This is a genomic window from Sphingomonas koreensis, from assembly GCF_002797435.1.
Taxonomy (GTDB): Bacteria; Pseudomonadota; Alphaproteobacteria; order Sphingomonadales; family Sphingomonadaceae; genus Sphingomonas; species Sphingomonas koreensis.
Genome location: NZ_PGEN01000001.1, coordinates 1,475,030 through 1,491,286 on the forward strand (window position 1 = coordinate 1,475,030; position 16,257 = coordinate 1,491,286).

The following is a 16,257-nucleotide window of genomic DNA, read 5'->3' on the forward strand; positions in this document are numbered from 1 at the left end:
CGTCCGATGGCCGAGATCAAGACCAAGCCGACACAGGTCATCGTCGACGACTTCATCGCCGCGGTCGAGAACCCCGTCCGGCGCGAGGAGGCGAAGGCCGTCTGCGCGATGATGGAACGCATCACCGGCGAGCCGCCCGTAATGTGGGGACCGTCGATCATCGGTTTCGGCAGCTATCGCTATCGATACGACAGCGGCCATGAAGGGACGATGTGCCGCCTCGGCTTCTCGCCACGCAGGGCACAGCTCGTGCTCTACATCCTCACCGAAGACCCCGGCCAAGGCGAGCAGCTGGCACGGCTCGGCAAGCACAAGACCGGCAAGTCATGCCTCTACATCAACAAGCTGGCCGATGTGGACATGAACGTCCTTGAAGAGATGACCCGCGGCGCGCTCGCACATATGAACGCGAAATACCCGGCCTGACGGTTCAAGCGCCAGTCAGCCCGATCATGCTATGGCGAACCTCATGCTGATTCTCTTCGCCCTCGCCGTCGCCCAGTCTCCGCCCCTCAGCGTCGCGCCCGGCCCACTTCCCAAAGCGGAAGCCGAGCGCCGCGTCGCCGAGCGCTTCGCCGATCTCGACCTCAACGAGGATGGCGGGGTCGAACGCGACGAGGTCCGCGCGCGCTTCGATTTCGAGACCACCGCCAATGCCACCTACGCCGCCGCGCAGAAGGCGAAGAAGGCGGGCGACCCCCGTCCCGCGATCGACGCGCGCCAACAGCCCTTCGCCAAGGCCGATGCCTGGTTCGCCGCCGTCGACACCGACAAGGACGGCAAGATCACGCGCGAAGAGCTCGCCCGGTACGCGGGTGCGGATATCGAGCAGCTCGGGATCAAGTAAGCCTGCGGATCAGCCCCGCAGCCGCTCTTCAGCCTCCGCCATATAGTCCCGCGTGATCGGCAATGCCGTGCGCGAGCGCGAATATTGCAGCTGGTAGTTGACCAGCCCGCCATTGCGGAACGCGCAGAGCGATCCGGCGAGGTAAAAGGTCCACATGCGGAAGAAGCTTTCGTCGTACAGCGCGACGATCTCCGCCTTCGCCGCGCTCGCGCGGTCGTACCAGGCCTGAAGCGTATAGGCATAGTGGAGCCGCAGCACTTCCACGTCGGTGAGGAAGAGGCGCATCCCCTCATGCCCGCGCACGATCTCCGACAGTGCCGGGATATAGCCGCCGGGGAAGATGTACTTGGCGGTGAAGGCATCGGTCACGCCCGGCCCGCCCGCGCGGCCGATCGTGTGGAGCAGCATCACGCCCTCTTCGTTCAGCAGCTCGCGGCACTTGCGGAAGAAGGTTCGGTAATGCGCCGTCCCGACATGCTCGAACATGCCGACGGAGACGATGCGGTCGAACTGGCCGGTCACATGGCGATAGTCGATCAGCTCGAACTTCACCTTGTCCGCAACGCCGGCCTTCTCCGCCCGCTCGCGCGCGATCTTGAGTTGCTCTTCGGACAGGGTAACACCCAGTACCTCGGCACCCGTCTTGGCGTGCAGGTACAGCGCCATTCCGCCCCAGCCACAGCCGATGTCGAGCACCTTCATGCCCGGCCGGATCGCCAGCTTGGCGGCGATGTGAGCCTTCTTGTCCGCCTGCGCCTGCTCCAGGCTGTTCGCCGGATCGGTGTAATAGGCCATCGAATATTGGCGATCGGCGTCGAGGAAGTGGTCGTAGAGCGTCGCCGACAGGTCGTAATGATGCGCGACGTTGCGCTTGGAGCGCCGCGCCATGTTGATCCGGTCGAGGCGGAAGCGGATATTGTCGAACCCGCGCTTGAGCAGCCCCGGATTGAGGTTGCTGGTTCCCGCCTCCCATTTGTTGTTCGCGGTGAACAGGTTGAGCAGCGCAAGGATGTCGCCCTGCTCGATCAGCAGCGATCCGTCCATGAACGCTTCGGCCGCACCGAGCGAAGGGTCGGTCAGGATGCGCCGCGACACCGAAGGATCGGTGAAGCGAATGGTGACGGGTGCGATCTCCGGGTCTGGCGCGCCGAAGCTGCGCGCCGTTCCGTCGGCATGGATCACGGTGAACTCGCCGCGCTTGATGGCGCGGGCGAAGAAATGGTCGATCAGGGCCATGGCGCTAGGCTAGCGGGCCAAACCTTGTTCGCAAGTGCGGAAAACACAGGTGTCTGAAATAATTGCCTTCAGATTCCCGCATACCATTCATAGTCGGCGATATCCTCCCACAGCCCGCCTTTTCCGCCATGGATCGCGTCGATCGATGCCACCGCTTCGATCCGCATCACATATTTGGCGTGCTTGTAACCCAGTTGGCGCTCGACCCGCAGGCGCAGCGGCGCACCATGCTCGACCGGGAGCGTGCGGTTGTTCATCGCCCAGGCGAGGATGGTCTGCGGGTGGAACGCGTCGATCAGGTCGATCGATTCATAATAGGGCCGGCCATAAAGCGTGTCGGCGCAATGGAAGACCAGGAAGCGCGCGCTGTCCTTCAGCCCCGCAAGGTCCAGAACCGTCGACAGCTTTGGCCCATGCCATTTGCCGATCGCGCTCCAGCCCTCGACGCAATCGTGGCGGGTGATCTGCACGCGTTGCGGCAGCGACCGGATATCGGCCAGCGAAAGGCTGAGCGGCCGGGTCACCAGCCCGTCCACGCGCAACCGCCAGTCGGCGAAATTGCCGCGCATCAGCGCGCGATAGGCCGGATCGGCCGGGAACAGCGAGCCGTTGGCGCGGAAACGCGGCGACAGGTCAGCCTCCGAAAACTCGCGCGCCAGCGCGTTGCGGTCGGTGATCGCGCGCTGCAGGCTCTTGTGCACCGCCTCGGCCTTGAACAGGAGGTCGCGGCCCGCCGCGCTGTTGCCGATCCGGTCGCACCCGGCGACCAGCCCGCCGGCCCCGGCGATCAGCAGCGAACGGCGGGTGATCAGGCTCATTCCGGCACCTTCCACTTGCCGGTGATCATCGACCGCACCTCGTTCCACGCCCCCGCGAGAATGACCAGCGCAAGGTGGACGACGATGAACATCGCCAGCAGCATCGCGACGATGAAATGGATCGACCGCGCGCTCTGCCGCCCGCCAAAGAGATCGATCAGCCAGGGCCAGGCCGCGTTCATCCCCGGCGACATGGCCAGGCCCGTGAAGATCACCAGCGGCAGCAGCACGAAGATCACCGCCGCGTACGACAGTTTCTGCAGCCCGTTATAGGCGCGCGGATTCGCCGGATCGTGGAAGCGCAGCGCGGCATGTGCCCTCACCTCTTCGGCGAGATGCGCGGGCGTCAGCTCCTTCGCCCGCACGCGCAGGTCGTGCTGGAAATGGCGGTTGAGCAGGCTCATCAGCATGAACGCGAGCAGCGCGAAGGCGAGCACCAGCGCGAAGAACAGATGCCAGCGCCGCGCCAGCGCAAGATTGTAGGTCGATGGGATGGTCAGCCATCCGGGCACCCGCCCGCCCTCGAATATCCACGCGACGCGGAACCAGGGCTGGTCGTAGTTCGCACCATATTGGCCCCAATAGAGCTGGCCATGCGCGTTGAGGATCATCAGGCCGCTGCCCAGCAGCACGATCACGCTGATCGCGGTGATCCAGTGCCAGAGGCGCGTGGTCAGCGCGTGGCGGCGAATCACAATTGGCGTTTCGGGTTCGGCCATGCACCTGACTACGCGCGTCGGCCGCAAAAGGTTACGGCCATGGCGGAGAATCGCCGTTCCGCCGGCCCGGCGCAAGGCCGAACCGACGGAGGCTGTCTCAGGCGTGCTGGCGCAGGATTTCGGCCAGCGTCACTTCGCCCAGCATCGCGCCGCTGCCCGGCGGAGTCTCGCCGAACTCGCGCGCCTGAGCGAAGGCGACCGCGGGATCGGCCATCAGCCGCTCGATCAGCGCCTCGATCTTCGGATAAGCGCCGGGCTCCACCGCCTGGTGGAATTCACCCCAGCGGGCGACGCCGATGAACACGCCATCGGCCAGCGTCGGACGATCGCCGAGCAGATAGGGCCCGTCGCCGATCATCTCCTCCAGCCGCGCATGCCGGTCGTTGACCAGCCCGCGTGCGAACTGGCGCAGCGTCGCCTTGTACTCGGGATCGCCCCCTTCCATCTCAAGCGCCACCCAATAGGGCATGAAGGATCCGGTGAAGCCGGTGTTGATGAAGCCGATCAGCTGATGCATCCGGTCGGCCTGCGCCGTGCCGGGGTCGAAGCTGACGCGACGCTCATGATCGCGCGCCTCGATCCAATGGGCGATCGCCATGGTCTCGGTCACCACGCGGCCGTCTTCGGTGATGAACACCGGGGTCTCGCCGCGCGGATTGAGGCGCAGATATTCGGGCGTCTTCATCTCGCTCAGCATGTCGACGCGGGACAGCCGATAGGGCTGGCCGAGCCATTCGAGCGAGGCGACAAGCCCCATCGAGCTTCCCAGCGGGAAGCCGTAAAGCAGGGTCGGTTCCATGATGTTCTCCGTGATCTTTGGGGGATCACCGCGCGGTGTGACTGGCATTTAGGGACGTGCGCGCCCAAGTAAATTACGCACAAAAATGTCACTTCTGGAGTGGAGCCGAAAAAATGCAGGACGTGGTGTCGAACTGCCCGATCGAGGATGCGATGCGCGTGCTGAGCGGCCGCTGGGCGACGTTGCTGCTCTATTATCTCAAGGACGGGCCGAAGCGCTTCAGCGAGCTGCAGCGCGACAACCCCAGCATCTCGCATCGCATCCTGACGCTCGAGCTGCGCAAGCTCGAGGAGGCCGGGCTGGTCGCGCGCACCGCCTATGAAGGCTTTCCGCTGCGCGTCGAATACAGCCTGAGCGCGCCGGGTGCCGAGTTGATGCCACTGATCGATGCGCTCGGCGACTGGTGGGCGGTCTCCTTCCCCCGTCGAAGGGAGCGCCGCGACGCGGCGTAGGGCATTGCGCAACAGGCGAATCCGGCCGCACTCTATCCTCCCCCGCCAGGGGGAGGTGGCATGCGAAGCATGACGGAGGGGGAGGACGACAATGCGCCTCAAGGGCACGGAACGCGGCCACCGCAACGCAAAGCGCCTCCGCGGGGAGATGACCCCGCCTGAGATCGCCCTGTGGCTGGCGCTGCGCGACAACGCCGCAGGTCTCCGGTTCCGCAGGCAGCATGCCGCCGGAAACTACGTCCTAGATTTCTACTGCGCGCCCGCGCGACTGGCGATCGAAGTCGACGGCGAATCGCATGAGCGGGGCGATCGCCCGCGGAACGACGCGATGCGCGACACCTGGCTCATATCGCGCGGCGTACGGGTGATGCGCTATCCGGCCCGCGAAGTGCTCGGCAACCTTGAGGGCGTCATGCGGCACATCCTGGCACTCGCAATAGAGCGGCGGGACAATATCATGGCGGATCGCCGTCCGCCCCCTCCGTCACCTTCGGCGCCACCTCCCCCTGGCGGGGGAGGATAATGAAAGGTCAGCTATCAGGTCACCAGCACGCCCCCGCCCTACCCGTACGCCCGCACAAAGAAGATCACCGTCGTCGTCGCCGTCACCAGCAGCGTCCACACCCGCACCGCCCGCGCCGACAGCCGTTTCCCGATCGCGGCCCCCGCCCAGCCGCCGATCACCGATCCTGCCAGCATCGGCAGGCACGCCCACCACCACACCATCGCAAAGGTGGTGAAGACGATCGCCGCGGCGAGGTTGGCGACCGACAGCATCAGCGTGCGGATCGCGAACAACTCACGCGGCTGGATATTGGCAAGCAGGCCATAGACCGCGGTGGTGATGAGGCCCACGCCGCCGCCGAAATAGCCGCCATAGACGCCCAGCACCGATTGCGCGCCGACCAGCGTCGGCCGGCCGATCGTCACCCGCGCGTGCAGCCAGTCCGCCGCGCTCCGCCCGAACAGCATCACGACGAAGGCGAACAGCAGCAGCCAGGGGACGATGATGTCGAACATGTCGCTCGGCGTCAGCACCAGCAACAGGCTGCCCGCGATCCCGCCGACAAAGGTGATCGCCGCCAGAACCACCACCGACAACCCGGCCACCGGCCCCAGTTCGTCGCGAAAGCCCCAGGCGCTCGCCGCCGCGCCGGGCAGCAGCGCGACGTTGGAGGTGGCGTTGGCGATATTGGCGGGCAGCCCCAGCGCGATCAGCGCGGGCAGGGTCGCGAAGGATCCGCCGCCAGCAAGGCCATTCATCGCGCCCCCGACGACACCCGCGGCAGCGGCAAGCGCGAAGGAAGCGAGATCGACCATCGCCGGGGCTAGAGCCCAACCCGCCGCCAAAGTCGAGCCTTGACACGCCGGCTTACACGCAACATCTAATGTTACATGAAAAGAGACAGTCGCTTGTCGGGCGTGCTCCACGTCCTGTTGCACATGGCCGAGATGGACGGGCCGGTGACCTCCGAGGCACTCGCCCGCGCGATGCAGACCAACCCGGTCGTCATCCGCCGGATCATGGCGGGCTTGCGCGATCAGGGCTATGTCCGCGCCGAAAAGGGGCATGGCGGCGGCTGGACCATCGCATGCGATCTCGAGACGCTCACCCTGCGTAACATCTATGACGCGCTCGGCGCGCCCGGGCTGTTCGCGCTCGGCAACCGCACCGAATCCCCGGGCTGTCTGGTCGAACAGGCGGTCAATGCCGCGCTCGAACAGGCGTTCGGCGAGGCCGAGGCGCTGCTGCTCGCCCGGCTCGGCGACGTCACCCTCGCCGCGCTCAGCGCGGACTTCCACGAACGCCTCGCCGCGCATCGCGGCCCGCATCGACTGGAGGACGCCCATGCAGCATGACGTGATCGTGATCGGCGGCAGCTTCGCAGGCCTCGCCGCCGCGACCTATCTCGCGCGCGCCCGCCGCGACGTCGCGGTGATCGATGCGGATGAGCCGCGCAACCGCTTCGCCGCCGCCTCGCACGGCTTTCTGGGCCATGACGGCAGCGATCCGCGCGCGATACTGGCCACCGCCCGCGCGCAGCTCGCCGCCTATCCCAGCGCGAGCCTCACTCAGGGCCGAGTCGCGGAGGTTCGCCGCAACGGCGACGGCTTTGCGGTCACGCTGGCGGACGGAAGCGAGCGCACCGCGCACAAGCTGATCCTCGCCTTTGGCATCCGCGATCGCTTGCCCTCGATCGACGGGCTCGCCGAACGCTGGGGGCACAGCGTGATCCACTGCCCCTATTGCCATGGCTATGAGTTTGCCGACAGGCCGCTCGGCATCCTCTATTCGTCCCCCCTGTCGTTCCATCATGCGCCGCTGATCGCCGAATGGGGCCCGGTCACGCTGTTCCTCAATGGCGCGCCCATGCCCGATGCCGAAGGCGCAGCGGACCTCGCCGCGCACGGCATCGCGCTTGAGCCGGCGCCGGTCGCCGCGCTGGCAGGTCCGGGCAAGTCGCTCAGCCATGTCGCGCTGGCCGATGGCAGGCAGATCGCGATCGAAGCCCTGTATGTCGCGCCGGAAATGGAGTTCGGCAGCCCGCTCGCGCACCAGCTCGGCTGCGCGCTCGAACAGACCCCGATGGGCCAAGTCATCCGCACCGACGCGATGAAGCTGACCAGCGTGCCGGGCGTCTATGCCGCGGGCGATGTCGCGCGGATGCCGCACAGCGTGAGCTGGGCGGTCGCCGACGGTGTCACCGCAGGCACCGCCGCGCACCGGGCACTGGTGTTTGGCTGACGCACCCGCTCAGCCCGGCAGTGGCATCCGCCAATGCAGCACGTCGCCCCGCACGGTCAGGGTGAAGCCGTATCGCCCGAAGAAGCGCCCCGCGGCGGGATTGTCCGCCAGCGTCTCGAGCCAAAGCGCAGACAGACCCGTCGCCCAGGCCCAGTTCCGCGCTTCGTCAAGCAAGCGGCGCCCCAGGCCCTGCCCCCGGTAGCCGCGGTCGATCTCGATGCGACGCATCTCCGCCGAAGCGCCATCGGACAGGCAGGCGAGATAGCCCGCGACGCGACCGTCGGTGCGCGCAACCGCGATCATCCGCCCCGACCGGGGAACCGCAAGCGCGCTGTCGAACGGATAGGCGCCGACCGCCGGATCGAAGCTGAAATCGCACTGCGCGAGCATCGCCGGATCGATCGTCGCGATCCGTTCGATCCCGACGCCGGCGCTCAACCGAGCGCGGCCTGCTTCTCTTCGGCCAGCCGGTCGAGCTCGGCGCGCGACTTCTTCTCCGCCGCGGTCTTGAGCTGACCGCACGCGGCGTCGATGTCGCGGCCGCGCGGGGTGCGGGCGGGCGCGGAGATGCCGGCGCCGAACACGATCTCCTGAAACGCACGGATGCGCTCGGGCGTCGAGCATTCATACGGCGCGCCGGGCCAGGGATTGAACGGGATCAGGTTGACCTTGGCGGGCAGCTTGTACTGCTTGATCAGCCGAACCAGCTCGCGCGCGTCGTCGTCGCTGTCGTTCTTGTCCTTGAGCATCACATATTCGAACGTGATGCGTCGCGCGTTGTTCGCACCGGGATAATCGGCGCAGGCCTGGAGCAGTTCCTCGATGCCGAACTTGCGGTTCAGGGGCACGATCTCGTCGCGCACTTCCTTGGTCACCGCGTGCAGCGAGACCGCGAGGTTGACGCCGATCTCCTCGCCCGCGCGCTCCATCATCGGCACCACGCCGCTGGTCGAGAGCGTGATGCGGCGCTTGGAGAGCGCCAGGCCGTCGCCGTCCATCACGATCCTGAGCGCATCGCGGACATTGTCGAAATTGTAGAGCGGCTCGCCCATGCCCATCATCACGATGTTGGTGAGCATGCGCCCGTCGGGCTGGCTCGGCCATTCGCCGAGCGCGTCGCGCGCCAGCATCACCTGACCGACGATCTCGCCCGGCTCGAGATTGCGGACGAGGCGCATCGTGCCGGTGTGGCAGAAGCGGCAGTTGAGCGTACAGCCCACCTGGCTCGACACGCACAGGGTTCCGCGGTCGGCGTCGGGGATGAACACCATCTCGTAATCCTGCCCGTCGTCCGAACGGAGCAGCCATTTGCGCGTGCCGTCGGTCGAGACCTGCGCCTCGATCACCTCGGGACGCGAGATCACGAAACGCTGCGCCAGCCAGGGCTGCATCGTCTTCGAGATGTCGGTCATCAGGCTGAAGTCGGTTACGCCGCGATTGTAGATCCAGTGCCACAGCTGCTTGGCGCGCAATTTGGCCTGTTTTGGCTCGAGCTGAGAGGTCTCGAGCGCCATGCGCAGGTCCAGCTTGGACAGGCCGAGCAGGTCGATACGTCCATCGGCGCGCGGCTTCAGCGCACGCGGGACGGGCACGGGATCAATGTGCCCGGGAATGGGCATGGGGGCGGCCGAGGCTGTCTGCATCCGGCGCACATAGGAGAAAACGGGCCGAAAATCCACTCCCCACCTTGCCGCGCCCACGGCTCGCCGCGTCGAACCGCGGTTGCCGCAACCAGTTTCGCCCTGAAACCATTGGCGTGGGGAAACCCGAGTTTTGCAACTGGAGAGTCTGTTATGAAGTTTCGTCACGCTCTGATGCTGGCCGGCGCCACGCTGATCGCGACCCCTGCGCTGGCCCAGGACACTGCGGCACCCGCCGAATCGGCACCGCAGGCCTCGACCGCGGCACCATCGGCGGTCACCGATGCCGAGCTCAAGCTGTTCGCCAAGGCCGCCCTTGCAGTCGACAAGGTGAACAAGGACGCCGCCGTCCCCGCCGCCGACAAGCAGAAGAAGATGGCCGAAGCCGTAAGCGGCAGCGGTCTTCCCCCGGCGCGCTTCAACGAGATTGCGCAGGCGTCGCAGGCCGATCCGGCGCTTCAGCAGAAGGTTCAGGCGGCGATCGTCGCCGAACAGCAGGCGGGGACTACACCGACCCAGTAATCGTCCCCCCCCCCCCGGGTTGCGCGGACTGGCCTAGGGCCGCGCGCAGCCCAAGGCGGCGGCGTCGATCGCAGTGGCTGCGCCCTTGAGGGCGTAGGTATCTGCGAAGGCGCCGCCGCCTCTCGCCAGGCTTTCCACGCTCATGCTGCGGCTTGACCGCATCGCAGAGACGATCGCGGCGTCCGTGCGGGCGTCCGGCGCCCAGGCATCGTCCGGCCCGGCCATCAGCTCGAACCGCCGCTCCCCGACCGACAGCGTCACCTTGGCGCGCGGATCGCGCGTGCGGCTCAGGCGGATGTGCAGCTGGTTGCGGGCGGCCGTTCGCGGCCAGTTGGCGATGCTGGCGAACGCGCCCCGCGCATTCTGGGGCGGCTGGCTGATCGCATAGCAGCGCTGCGGCGCCGCATCGCGAAACGCGCCCCAGCTGTCGAACACGCCCAGCGATTCGCGGCCCTGCCCCTGGAGCGCGGCCAACAGGATGAGCGCGCCCGTAATCACGCTGGCGCGTAGCCGGCGCCGGTGTGGATCACGGTCTCAACGCCGCGCTCGATCGCCACCACCGATCCCTGCGGCAACCCCGCCGCGATGGGCGCGCCGAACTCGGGATGGACTTCGCCGCCCGTCATCACGCCGCGCAGAACGCGGCTGGAAATACCGTGCATGATGACCAGCCGGTCGCCCGGGTCATCGTCGGTATCCGCCAGCCATCCCGATACCCGGGCGGCGATCTGATCATAGCGTTCGCCATCCGGCGCGGGGCGCAGCAGCCCTTCCGCGGTGACGACCGGCCCCACTTCGCCGATCACATCGGAATAATAGCGCCCGCCCCACATCCCCATGCCGATTTCGGTCAGGCGCAGATCCTGCCGTGCGCCGTGCCAGTCGAGCTCGAGATGCTCGGCAATCACTGCGAGCGTCTGGAGCGCCCGCCCGGTATTCGAGGCCCAGAGAGCGAGCTTCGGCTTCACGCCCAGGGCATTGCGCAACGCGCGGCCCATCTCGTCCGCCTGGGCGAATCCGGCACGGGAAAGCGGGGTATGGAGGTGATCGCCCTGCAGCCTGCGCGCTGCGTTGAACACGGTCTCGCCATGCCGGGCGATGAAGTCGCGGCCCCGTCTCGCCATCCGCCCCAATCCTTCGCCTCTCATGCTGCGCCCGCGTAGCGCGAACCGAATCTAAGGCCCGCTGTGGCCAAAAAGCAACGGTTTTCCGCGTTTATCGGGCGTTCATGCAACGCAGCATGATTTGGCGCATTGAGCCGTCACCTGCCCAAGCGGGTGTGTATTTGTACAGGAGTATTTATGCGTAAACTGGTTCTGGCGGCTCTGGCTGCAAGCGCAATGGCGACCCCGGCGTTCGCGCAGGACACGAGCTTCACCGGCCCCCGGATCGAGGCGCTGGTCGGCTATGACACCGCCAAGGATGGCACCGGTCAGGACGCCGGCTCGAGCGATGGCGTCACCTATGGCGGCGCGATCGGCTATGATTTCCAGATCGGCGGCGCGGTGATCGGCGCCGAGGCGGAGCTGACCGGTTCGAGCGTCGACACGCGCGCCGACAGCCTGCTGGTCGCGGGCGACCGTCTGGTCACGGACATGGGCCGCGACATCTATGTCGGCGCACGCGCCGGCGTCGCGATCACCCCGACCACCCTGCTCTATGCAAAGGGCGGCTACACCAACGCCAAGGTCAACACGACCTATGAAGTCGGCAACACCAAGACCGAGATCAGCGACGATATGGAAGGCTTCCGTATCGGTGCCGGTGCCGAGTTCAAGCTGTCGAGCAACATGTATCTGAAGGGCGAGTATCGCTACTCGAACTACGGCAAGATCGACGGCTACGATATCGACATCGACCGTCATCAGGTGGTCGCTGGCGTCGGCATCCGGTTCTAAGCGACTCGCTCAAGACTCGGATCGACTCGGCATCGTCCACAGATGATGCCCAAAATGATGCGATAGGAAGGGCCGGAGCGCTTGCTCCGGCCCTTTTTCACGTTAAGGATATCTCGAACTTCCGACGGCTATCCGTGCGCCGTCTGACAGGCGACAGTTCTTGAGGCCGCCCGGCCGGGGGTTTGAATACACATGAAAGCGACGATCGAACGCGCAACGCTGTTGAGGGGCCTGAGCCACGTCCAGTCCGTGGTGGAGCGGCGCAACACGATTCCGATCCTGTCCAACGTGCTGATCGAGGCTTCGGCCGAAGGTTCGCTGCGCCTGATGGCGACCGACCTCGACCTGCAGATCGACGAGACCGTTCCGGCGGCGGTCGATCAGGCCGGCGCGATCACCGTCTCGGCGCACACGCTGTTCGACATCGCGCGCAAGCTTCCCGAGGGGTCGCAGGTCGAATTGACCGCGGCCGAGGGCAAGATCAAGATCAACGCCGGCCGCGCCAAGTTCGAGCTGGGCACGCTGCCGCGCGACGATTTCCCGGTGATCGCCGAGGGTGAACTGCCGACGGTGTTCGAGCTGTCGGCCGAGATCCTCAAGCAGATCATCGACAAGACCCGCTTCGCGATCTCGACCGAAGAGACTCGCTACTATCTCAACGGCATCTTCCTGCACGTGGCCGACGACACGCTGAAGGCCGCGGCGACCGACGGTCACCGCCTCGCCCGCGTCACCGTGGCGCGTCCCGACGGCGCCGAATCGATGCCCGACGTGATCGTGCCGCGCAAATGCGTGGCTGAGCTGCGCAAGCTGCTCGACGAGGTCGACGGTTCGGTCGGCGTATCGCTGTCGGGTTCGAAGATCCGCTTCGACCTCGGTGCGGCGATTCTTACCTCGAAGCTGATCGACGGCACCTTCCCTGACTACAGCCGCGTGATTCCCACCGGCAACGACAAGATCCTGAAGATCGATCCCAAGAGCTTCATGGAAGGCGTCGATCGCGTCTCGACCATCGCGACCGAGAAGACGCGCGCGGTGAAGATGGCGCTCGACCGCGATCGCATCACCCTCTCGGTCACCAGCCCGGACAATGGCACCGCGGCGGAAGACGTGCCTGGCGAGTACGCCGCGCAGCCGTTCGAGATCGGCTTCAACTCGCGCTACCTGATGGACATTCTAGGCCAAGTCGAGGGCGATCTGGTCGAAGTGCATCTGGCCGACGCCGCCGCGCCGACGCTGATCCGGGAGAACGACAAGTCGCCCGCGCTCTACGTGCTGATGCCGATGCGGGTCTGACTCGACCCTTGTACGCGGGGCGATAATGGCTTATTGACACGATTGTCAGTAAGGATAAGCGATCATGGCCACGCAAGCGCAGATGCAGCCGTCCTCCACGCAGGCACCTGTTTCGCAGGCGCCAACGCCTCGGCCGCCGGCTTCACAGCCGATCGACTGGGGCAAACCGCGCAAGCGCGAATGGGGCACGGCACTGCGCGCGCTGATCAAGCTGCTCGGCAACGCCGACGATACCGTCCAGGTATTCCGCATCATGCGCGCACTCAACGGCGACACGGTGCAGAAGAACTACCGCCGGCTGCTGTCGACCGCGCAGGGCGGCCGCCTCGCCTATCACCGCGTCGAACTGTCGCAGCGCTTCTCGGATCGAACCTGGATCGATTCGCTTCCCGAAGGCAGCGTCGGCGCCGCCTATCGCGCCTTTCTCGACCGCACCGGCTATTCGGCGCAAGGGCTGGCGGACGTCAGCTACGAGGACGCCGAGATCGAACGCGACGTCGAACATCCGCACGCCTGGTTCGGCCGGCGCGAGCGCGACATCCATGACATCTGGCACATCCTGACCGGCTATCAGGCCGACGAACCGCTGGGGGAGGCTTGCCTCGTCGCCTTCTCCTATTCGCAGACCGGCGGCCTCGGCTGGGCGTTCATCGCCGCGGGCGCTGCGCTGAAGAGCCTGAAGATCACCGGCAAGCGCACCTTCACCAAGGCCGTGCTCGAGGGCCGCCGTCACGGCAAGCGCGCCAAATGGCTGTCGAACGAGGATTACGAGGCGCTGATGTACGAGCCGCTCGACGCCGCGCGCCGCCGTCTCAACATCGGCGATCCCAAGCTCTACCGTCAGGCCCAGGCCGAGCTCGAGGCCGCCGGGCTGGTCGGGCTCTAAGCGACCCCGAACGGCACCACGCGGTTGAGCGCGATGTGCCCGATGCCCGATCGGCCGAGATAGGGCACGCCCATCTCGCGGCACCAGCGGACGATCATCTGCTCGATCGATTCGCCGAACGGCACGTCATTGTCGACGATGTCGGTCACTGCGCCCAGCCGCACGCCCGCAATCCCCTGAAGCTGGGTCGCATGCGCCATCTGGAACAGCATCCGGTCGATTCGGTACACCGGCTCGCCGACTTCCTCGATGTGCAGCACATGATCGGTGAGGTCGGGCAGCCAGGGCGTGCCGATCATCGCGGTCAGGATGGCGAGGTTGAACGCCGCCGCCGGCCGGCCGTCGAGCGTCGGCTCCAGCCCGCGTCGATCGCCGTCGATCAGCCAGCCGAGCACCCAGCCGGCATCCACGCCCTTGTCGTCGCGGCCCATCGCGCTCGCCATCGATCCATGCGCCTGCCGCCCGATCCGCCGGGCATAGAGCGCGCCGAGCATGAACCCCATGTCGGAATAGCCGATATAGGTCTTGTTCCGCGCCGCCGGGCCCAGCTGGGGCATCGCCATGTCGAGGATGCGGTTGGAGCCGTAGCCGCCGCGCGCGAACCAGATCGCGTCGAACGCGGGATCGTTGGCGAATTCCAGAAACGCCGCGGCGCGATATTCGTCCGGTCCGGCGAAATGCCCCTCGGTCACGAAGCATTGCGGGTGGAACACGATCTCGTGCCGCGGATAGGTCAGCGCCATGAACGCCTTCATCCGCACCGCCGATTCCTCGGTGACTGTCCGTGCCGGTGCGACGACGCCGATCCGCATTCCTTGCCCCTTGATCCGTTGGGCGGCGCCGGCCCGCTCCCCCGCCCGGCCACCCAACGCCAGTATCCTATGGGTGGCCGGGCGGGGGAGCGGGCCGGTGCCGCAACCGGTTCAGTCTTGCTGTACCGAGCACAAGCGCCGATAGCCCGCGACGATGCAACACGGCAAATCCTGTTTTTTCGTCGGGATCGGAGGCAGCGGCATGATGCCGCTCGCGATGATCCTGGCCGGGCAAGGCGCGAAGGTCGCCGGTTCGGACCGCAGCCTCGATTCGGGCCGCCTGCCCGCCAAGTTCGATGCGTTGCGCGCGCTCGGCATCGACCTGTTCCCGCAGGACGGCAGCGGCATCGTCTCGCCCGATCAGACGGTGATCGCCTCCGCCGCGGTCGAGGAGACCGTCCCCGACATGGTCCGCGCCGCCGAGCTTGGCTGCCCGCGCATGACCCGCGCCGAGCTCAACGCCGCCCTGTTCAACGCCGCCGGCACCTCGATCGGCGTGGCAGGCACCAGCGGCAAGTCGACCGTCACCGGCATGATCGCCTGGATCCTGCATTCGCTGGGCGGCGACCCGACGGTGATGAACGGCGCAGTGATGAAGAACTTCGTCCGCCCCGACGCGCCCTTCGCCAGCGCGCTGGTCGGCAGCGACGATTTCTACGTCAGCGAGGTGGACGAGAGCGACGGATCGATCGCGCTCTACAGCCCGCATGTCGCGGTGCTCAACAATGTCAGCCTCGACCACAAGAGCCTTGAGGAACTGCGCACGCTGTTCGGCGATTTCGCGGCCAAGGCGCGGACGACCGTGGTCAATGTCGGCGACGCGGAAAGCGCCGCGCTGGCGATGGCGCTCGACCGCAGCCGCACCACGACCTTCGCGGTCGAGGGCGATGCCGATCTGTCGGCACGCAATCTTGCGCTGGAGGCCTTCGCGGTCCGCTTCGAGCTGGTGACCAGGGACGCCGCCCTGCCCGTCCGCCTCGCCGTGCCGGGCCGCCACAATGTCGCCAACGCGCTCGCCGCGATCGGGGCGAGCGTCGCGGCCGGGATCGCGCTGCCCGACGCTGTGCGCGCGATCGAAGGCTTTACCGGCCTGCGCCGCCGCTTCGAGCTGGTGGGCGAGGCGAACGGCGTCGCGGTGATCGACGATTTCGGGCACAATCCCGACAAGATCGCCGCCACGCTCGACACGCTCCACGCCTTTCCCGGCCGCGTCCTCGCGCTGTTCCAGCCACACGGCTACGGCCCGCTCAAGGTGATGCGCCGCGAGCTGGTCGAGATGTTCGTGAACAAGCTCGCCCCCGGTGACCGGCTCGTCCTGCCCGACCCGGTCTATCAGGGCGGCACCGTCAGCCGCGAGGTGACGAGTGCGGACATCGTCGCCGATATCGCCGCATCGGGCCGCGACGCACGCCATATCCCCGATCGCGCCGCCGCCGCCGCGCACCTCGTCGCAGAGGCACGGCCCGGCGACCGCATCGTCATCATGGGTGCGCGCGACGACACGCTCAGCCTGGTCGCACGGGAGATGCTCGCGCATTTGGAAAGCCTGCACGTCACTTTGTAAAGCTAAGTTGACACAACCCCAC

Annotated in this window: 21 protein-coding genes; 11 read left to right on the forward strand and 10 right to left on the reverse strand. The window is 66.7% G+C overall.

Annotation, left to right across the window (positions count from 1 at the left end; all coding sequences use genetic code 11):
• Positions 1-6: 6 nt before the first annotated feature.
• A complete protein-coding gene (locus BDW16_RS06870; RefSeq protein ID WP_066579656.1) occupies positions 7-426 on the forward strand; it encodes a DUF1801 domain-containing protein in 420 nt (139 codons plus the stop codon).
• A 43-nt stretch (positions 427-469) separates the two neighbouring features.
• Complete coding sequence (locus BDW16_RS06875) at positions 470-847, forward strand: EF-hand domain-containing protein (protein ID WP_157926330.1); 378 nt, start codon at positions 470-472, stop codon at positions 845-847.
• Positions 848-856: 9 nt separating this feature from the next.
• On the opposite strand, the gene BDW16_RS06880 is transcribed toward BDW16_RS06875, so the two are convergent.
• The 4 genes from BDW16_RS06880 to BDW16_RS06895 all read right to left on the reverse strand — a co-directional run bounded on the left by BDW16_RS06880 (position 857) and on the right by BDW16_RS06895 (position 4,419).
• The gene (locus tag BDW16_RS06880) at positions 857-2,083 is read right to left on the reverse strand and encodes an SAM-dependent methyltransferase (protein WP_066579490.1); all 1,227 of its coding nucleotides are present in this window, start codon (positions 2,081-2,083) and stop codon (positions 857-859) included.
• Positions 2,084-2,151: 68 nt separating this feature from the next.
• The gene (locus BDW16_RS06885; protein ID WP_066579487.1) at positions 2,152-2,901 is read right to left on the reverse strand and encodes a molybdopterin-dependent oxidoreductase; all 750 of its coding nucleotides are present in this window, start codon (positions 2,899-2,901) and stop codon (positions 2,152-2,154) included.
• Positions 2,898-3,620, reverse strand: coding sequence for a cytochrome b/b6 domain-containing protein (locus tag BDW16_RS06890; protein WP_066579485.1), 723 nt, complete (start codon positions 3,618-3,620; stop codon positions 2,898-2,900). The genes BDW16_RS06885 and BDW16_RS06890 overlap by 4 nt, the downstream gene beginning before the upstream one ends.
• 97 nt (positions 3,621-3,717) lie before the next feature.
• A complete protein-coding gene (locus tag BDW16_RS06895; protein WP_066579484.1) occupies positions 3,718-4,419 on the reverse strand; it encodes a glutathione S-transferase family protein in 702 nt (233 codons plus the stop codon).
• 113 nt (positions 4,420-4,532) lie between these two features.
• Between BDW16_RS06895 and BDW16_RS06900 the strand changes: the two genes are divergently transcribed.
• Positions 4,533-4,871, forward strand: a complete 339-nt coding sequence (locus tag BDW16_RS06900; RefSeq protein WP_066579481.1) for a winged helix-turn-helix transcriptional regulator — start codon at positions 4,533-4,535, stop codon at positions 4,869-4,871.
• A 91-nt stretch (positions 4,872-4,962) separates the two neighbouring features.
• Complete coding sequence (locus tag BDW16_RS06905; protein ID WP_066579479.1) at positions 4,963-5,394, forward strand: endonuclease domain-containing protein; 432 nt, start codon at positions 4,963-4,965, stop codon at positions 5,392-5,394.
• Positions 5,395-5,432: 38 nt separating this feature from the next.
• On the opposite strand, the gene BDW16_RS06910 is transcribed toward BDW16_RS06905, so the two are convergent.
• The gene (locus BDW16_RS06910; RefSeq protein ID WP_066579477.1) at positions 5,433-6,191 is read right to left on the reverse strand and encodes a sulfite exporter TauE/SafE family protein; all 759 of its coding nucleotides are present in this window, start codon (positions 6,189-6,191) and stop codon (positions 5,433-5,435) included.
• Positions 6,192-6,266: 75 nt separating this feature from the next.
• On the opposite strand from BDW16_RS06910, the gene BDW16_RS06915 reads away from it, so the two are divergent.
• The gene (locus BDW16_RS06915; protein ID WP_066579476.1) at positions 6,267-6,731 is read left to right on the forward strand and encodes an Rrf2 family transcriptional regulator; all 465 of its coding nucleotides are present in this window, start codon (positions 6,267-6,269) and stop codon (positions 6,729-6,731) included.
• Positions 6,721-7,617, forward strand: coding sequence for an NAD(P)/FAD-dependent oxidoreductase (locus BDW16_RS06920; RefSeq protein WP_066579473.1), 897 nt, complete (start codon positions 6,721-6,723; stop codon positions 7,615-7,617). Before BDW16_RS06915 ends, BDW16_RS06920 begins: the two co-directional genes overlap by 11 nt.
• Before the next feature lie 9 nt (positions 7,618-7,626).
• Here the strand turns inward: BDW16_RS06920 and BDW16_RS06925 are convergent, their stop codons facing one another.
• Both BDW16_RS06925 and rlmN read right to left on the reverse strand, forming a co-directional pair.
• A complete protein-coding gene (locus BDW16_RS06925; RefSeq protein ID WP_066579465.1) occupies positions 7,627-8,055 on the reverse strand; it encodes a GNAT family N-acetyltransferase in 429 nt (142 codons plus the stop codon).
• Entirely contained in the window at positions 8,052-9,236 is a 1,185-nt protein-coding gene (gene rlmN / locus BDW16_RS06930) for a dual-specificity RNA methyltransferase RlmN (protein WP_066579463.1), read from the reverse strand. Before rlmN ends, BDW16_RS06925 begins: the two co-directional genes overlap by 4 nt.
• A gap of 174 nt (positions 9,237-9,410) precedes the next feature.
• Between rlmN and BDW16_RS06935 the strand changes: the two genes are divergently transcribed.
• The gene (locus tag BDW16_RS06935) at positions 9,411-9,779 is read left to right on the forward strand and encodes a DUF4168 domain-containing protein (protein ID WP_066579461.1); all 369 of its coding nucleotides are present in this window, start codon (positions 9,411-9,413) and stop codon (positions 9,777-9,779) included.
• A gap of 33 nt (positions 9,780-9,812) precedes the next feature.
• Here BDW16_RS06935 and BDW16_RS06940 read toward each other — a convergent pair whose 3' ends face one another.
• Together BDW16_RS06940 and BDW16_RS06945 are read right to left on the reverse strand one after the other, a co-directional pair.
• Positions 9,813-10,277 (reverse strand): hypothetical protein, encoded by a 465-nt coding sequence (locus BDW16_RS06940; RefSeq protein ID WP_066580180.1) that lies wholly within the window; start codon positions 10,275-10,277, stop codon positions 9,813-9,815.
• Positions 10,274-10,903 (reverse strand): histidine phosphatase family protein, encoded by a 630-nt coding sequence (locus BDW16_RS06945; RefSeq protein ID WP_083954374.1) that lies wholly within the window; start codon positions 10,901-10,903, stop codon positions 10,274-10,276. Before BDW16_RS06945 ends, BDW16_RS06940 begins: the two co-directional genes overlap by 4 nt.
• 177 nt (positions 10,904-11,080) lie before the next feature.
• Between BDW16_RS06945 and BDW16_RS06950 the strand changes: the two genes are divergently transcribed.
• The 3 genes from BDW16_RS06950 (at position 11,081) to BDW16_RS06960 (ending at position 13,859) form a co-directional block, all read left to right on the forward strand.
• Positions 11,081-11,677 carry an outer membrane protein gene (locus BDW16_RS06950; protein ID WP_066580183.1) on the forward strand — a complete coding sequence of 199 codons (597 nt, stop codon included), beginning with the start codon at positions 11,081-11,083 and terminating at the stop codon, positions 11,675-11,677.
• 192 nt (positions 11,678-11,869) lie between these two features.
• On the forward strand, positions 11,870-12,973 hold the full coding sequence (gene dnaN, locus BDW16_RS06955) for a DNA polymerase III subunit beta (RefSeq protein ID WP_066580184.1): 1,104 nt from the start codon (positions 11,870-11,872) through the stop codon (positions 12,971-12,973).
• Positions 12,974-13,037: 64 nt separating this feature from the next.
• Positions 13,038-13,859, forward strand: a complete 822-nt coding sequence (locus tag BDW16_RS06960; protein ID WP_241230539.1) for a ubiquinone biosynthesis protein COQ4 — start codon at positions 13,038-13,040, stop codon at positions 13,857-13,859.
• On the opposite strand, the gene BDW16_RS06965 is transcribed toward BDW16_RS06960, so the two are convergent.
• Positions 13,856-14,671: an LD-carboxypeptidase gene (locus BDW16_RS06965; RefSeq protein WP_066580188.1), complete on the reverse strand. Its 816-nt coding sequence runs from the start codon at positions 14,669-14,671 to the stop codon at positions 13,856-13,858. The two genes, BDW16_RS06960 and BDW16_RS06965, sit on opposite strands and share 4 nt — an antisense overlap.
• Before the next feature lie 154 nt (positions 14,672-14,825).
• Between BDW16_RS06965 and BDW16_RS06970 the strand changes: the two genes are divergently transcribed.
• Positions 14,826-16,235 (forward strand): UDP-N-acetylmuramate--L-alanine ligase, encoded by a 1,410-nt coding sequence (locus BDW16_RS06970; RefSeq protein ID WP_066580191.1) that lies wholly within the window; start codon positions 14,826-14,828, stop codon positions 16,233-16,235.
• Positions 16,236-16,257 lie beyond the last annotated feature (22 nt).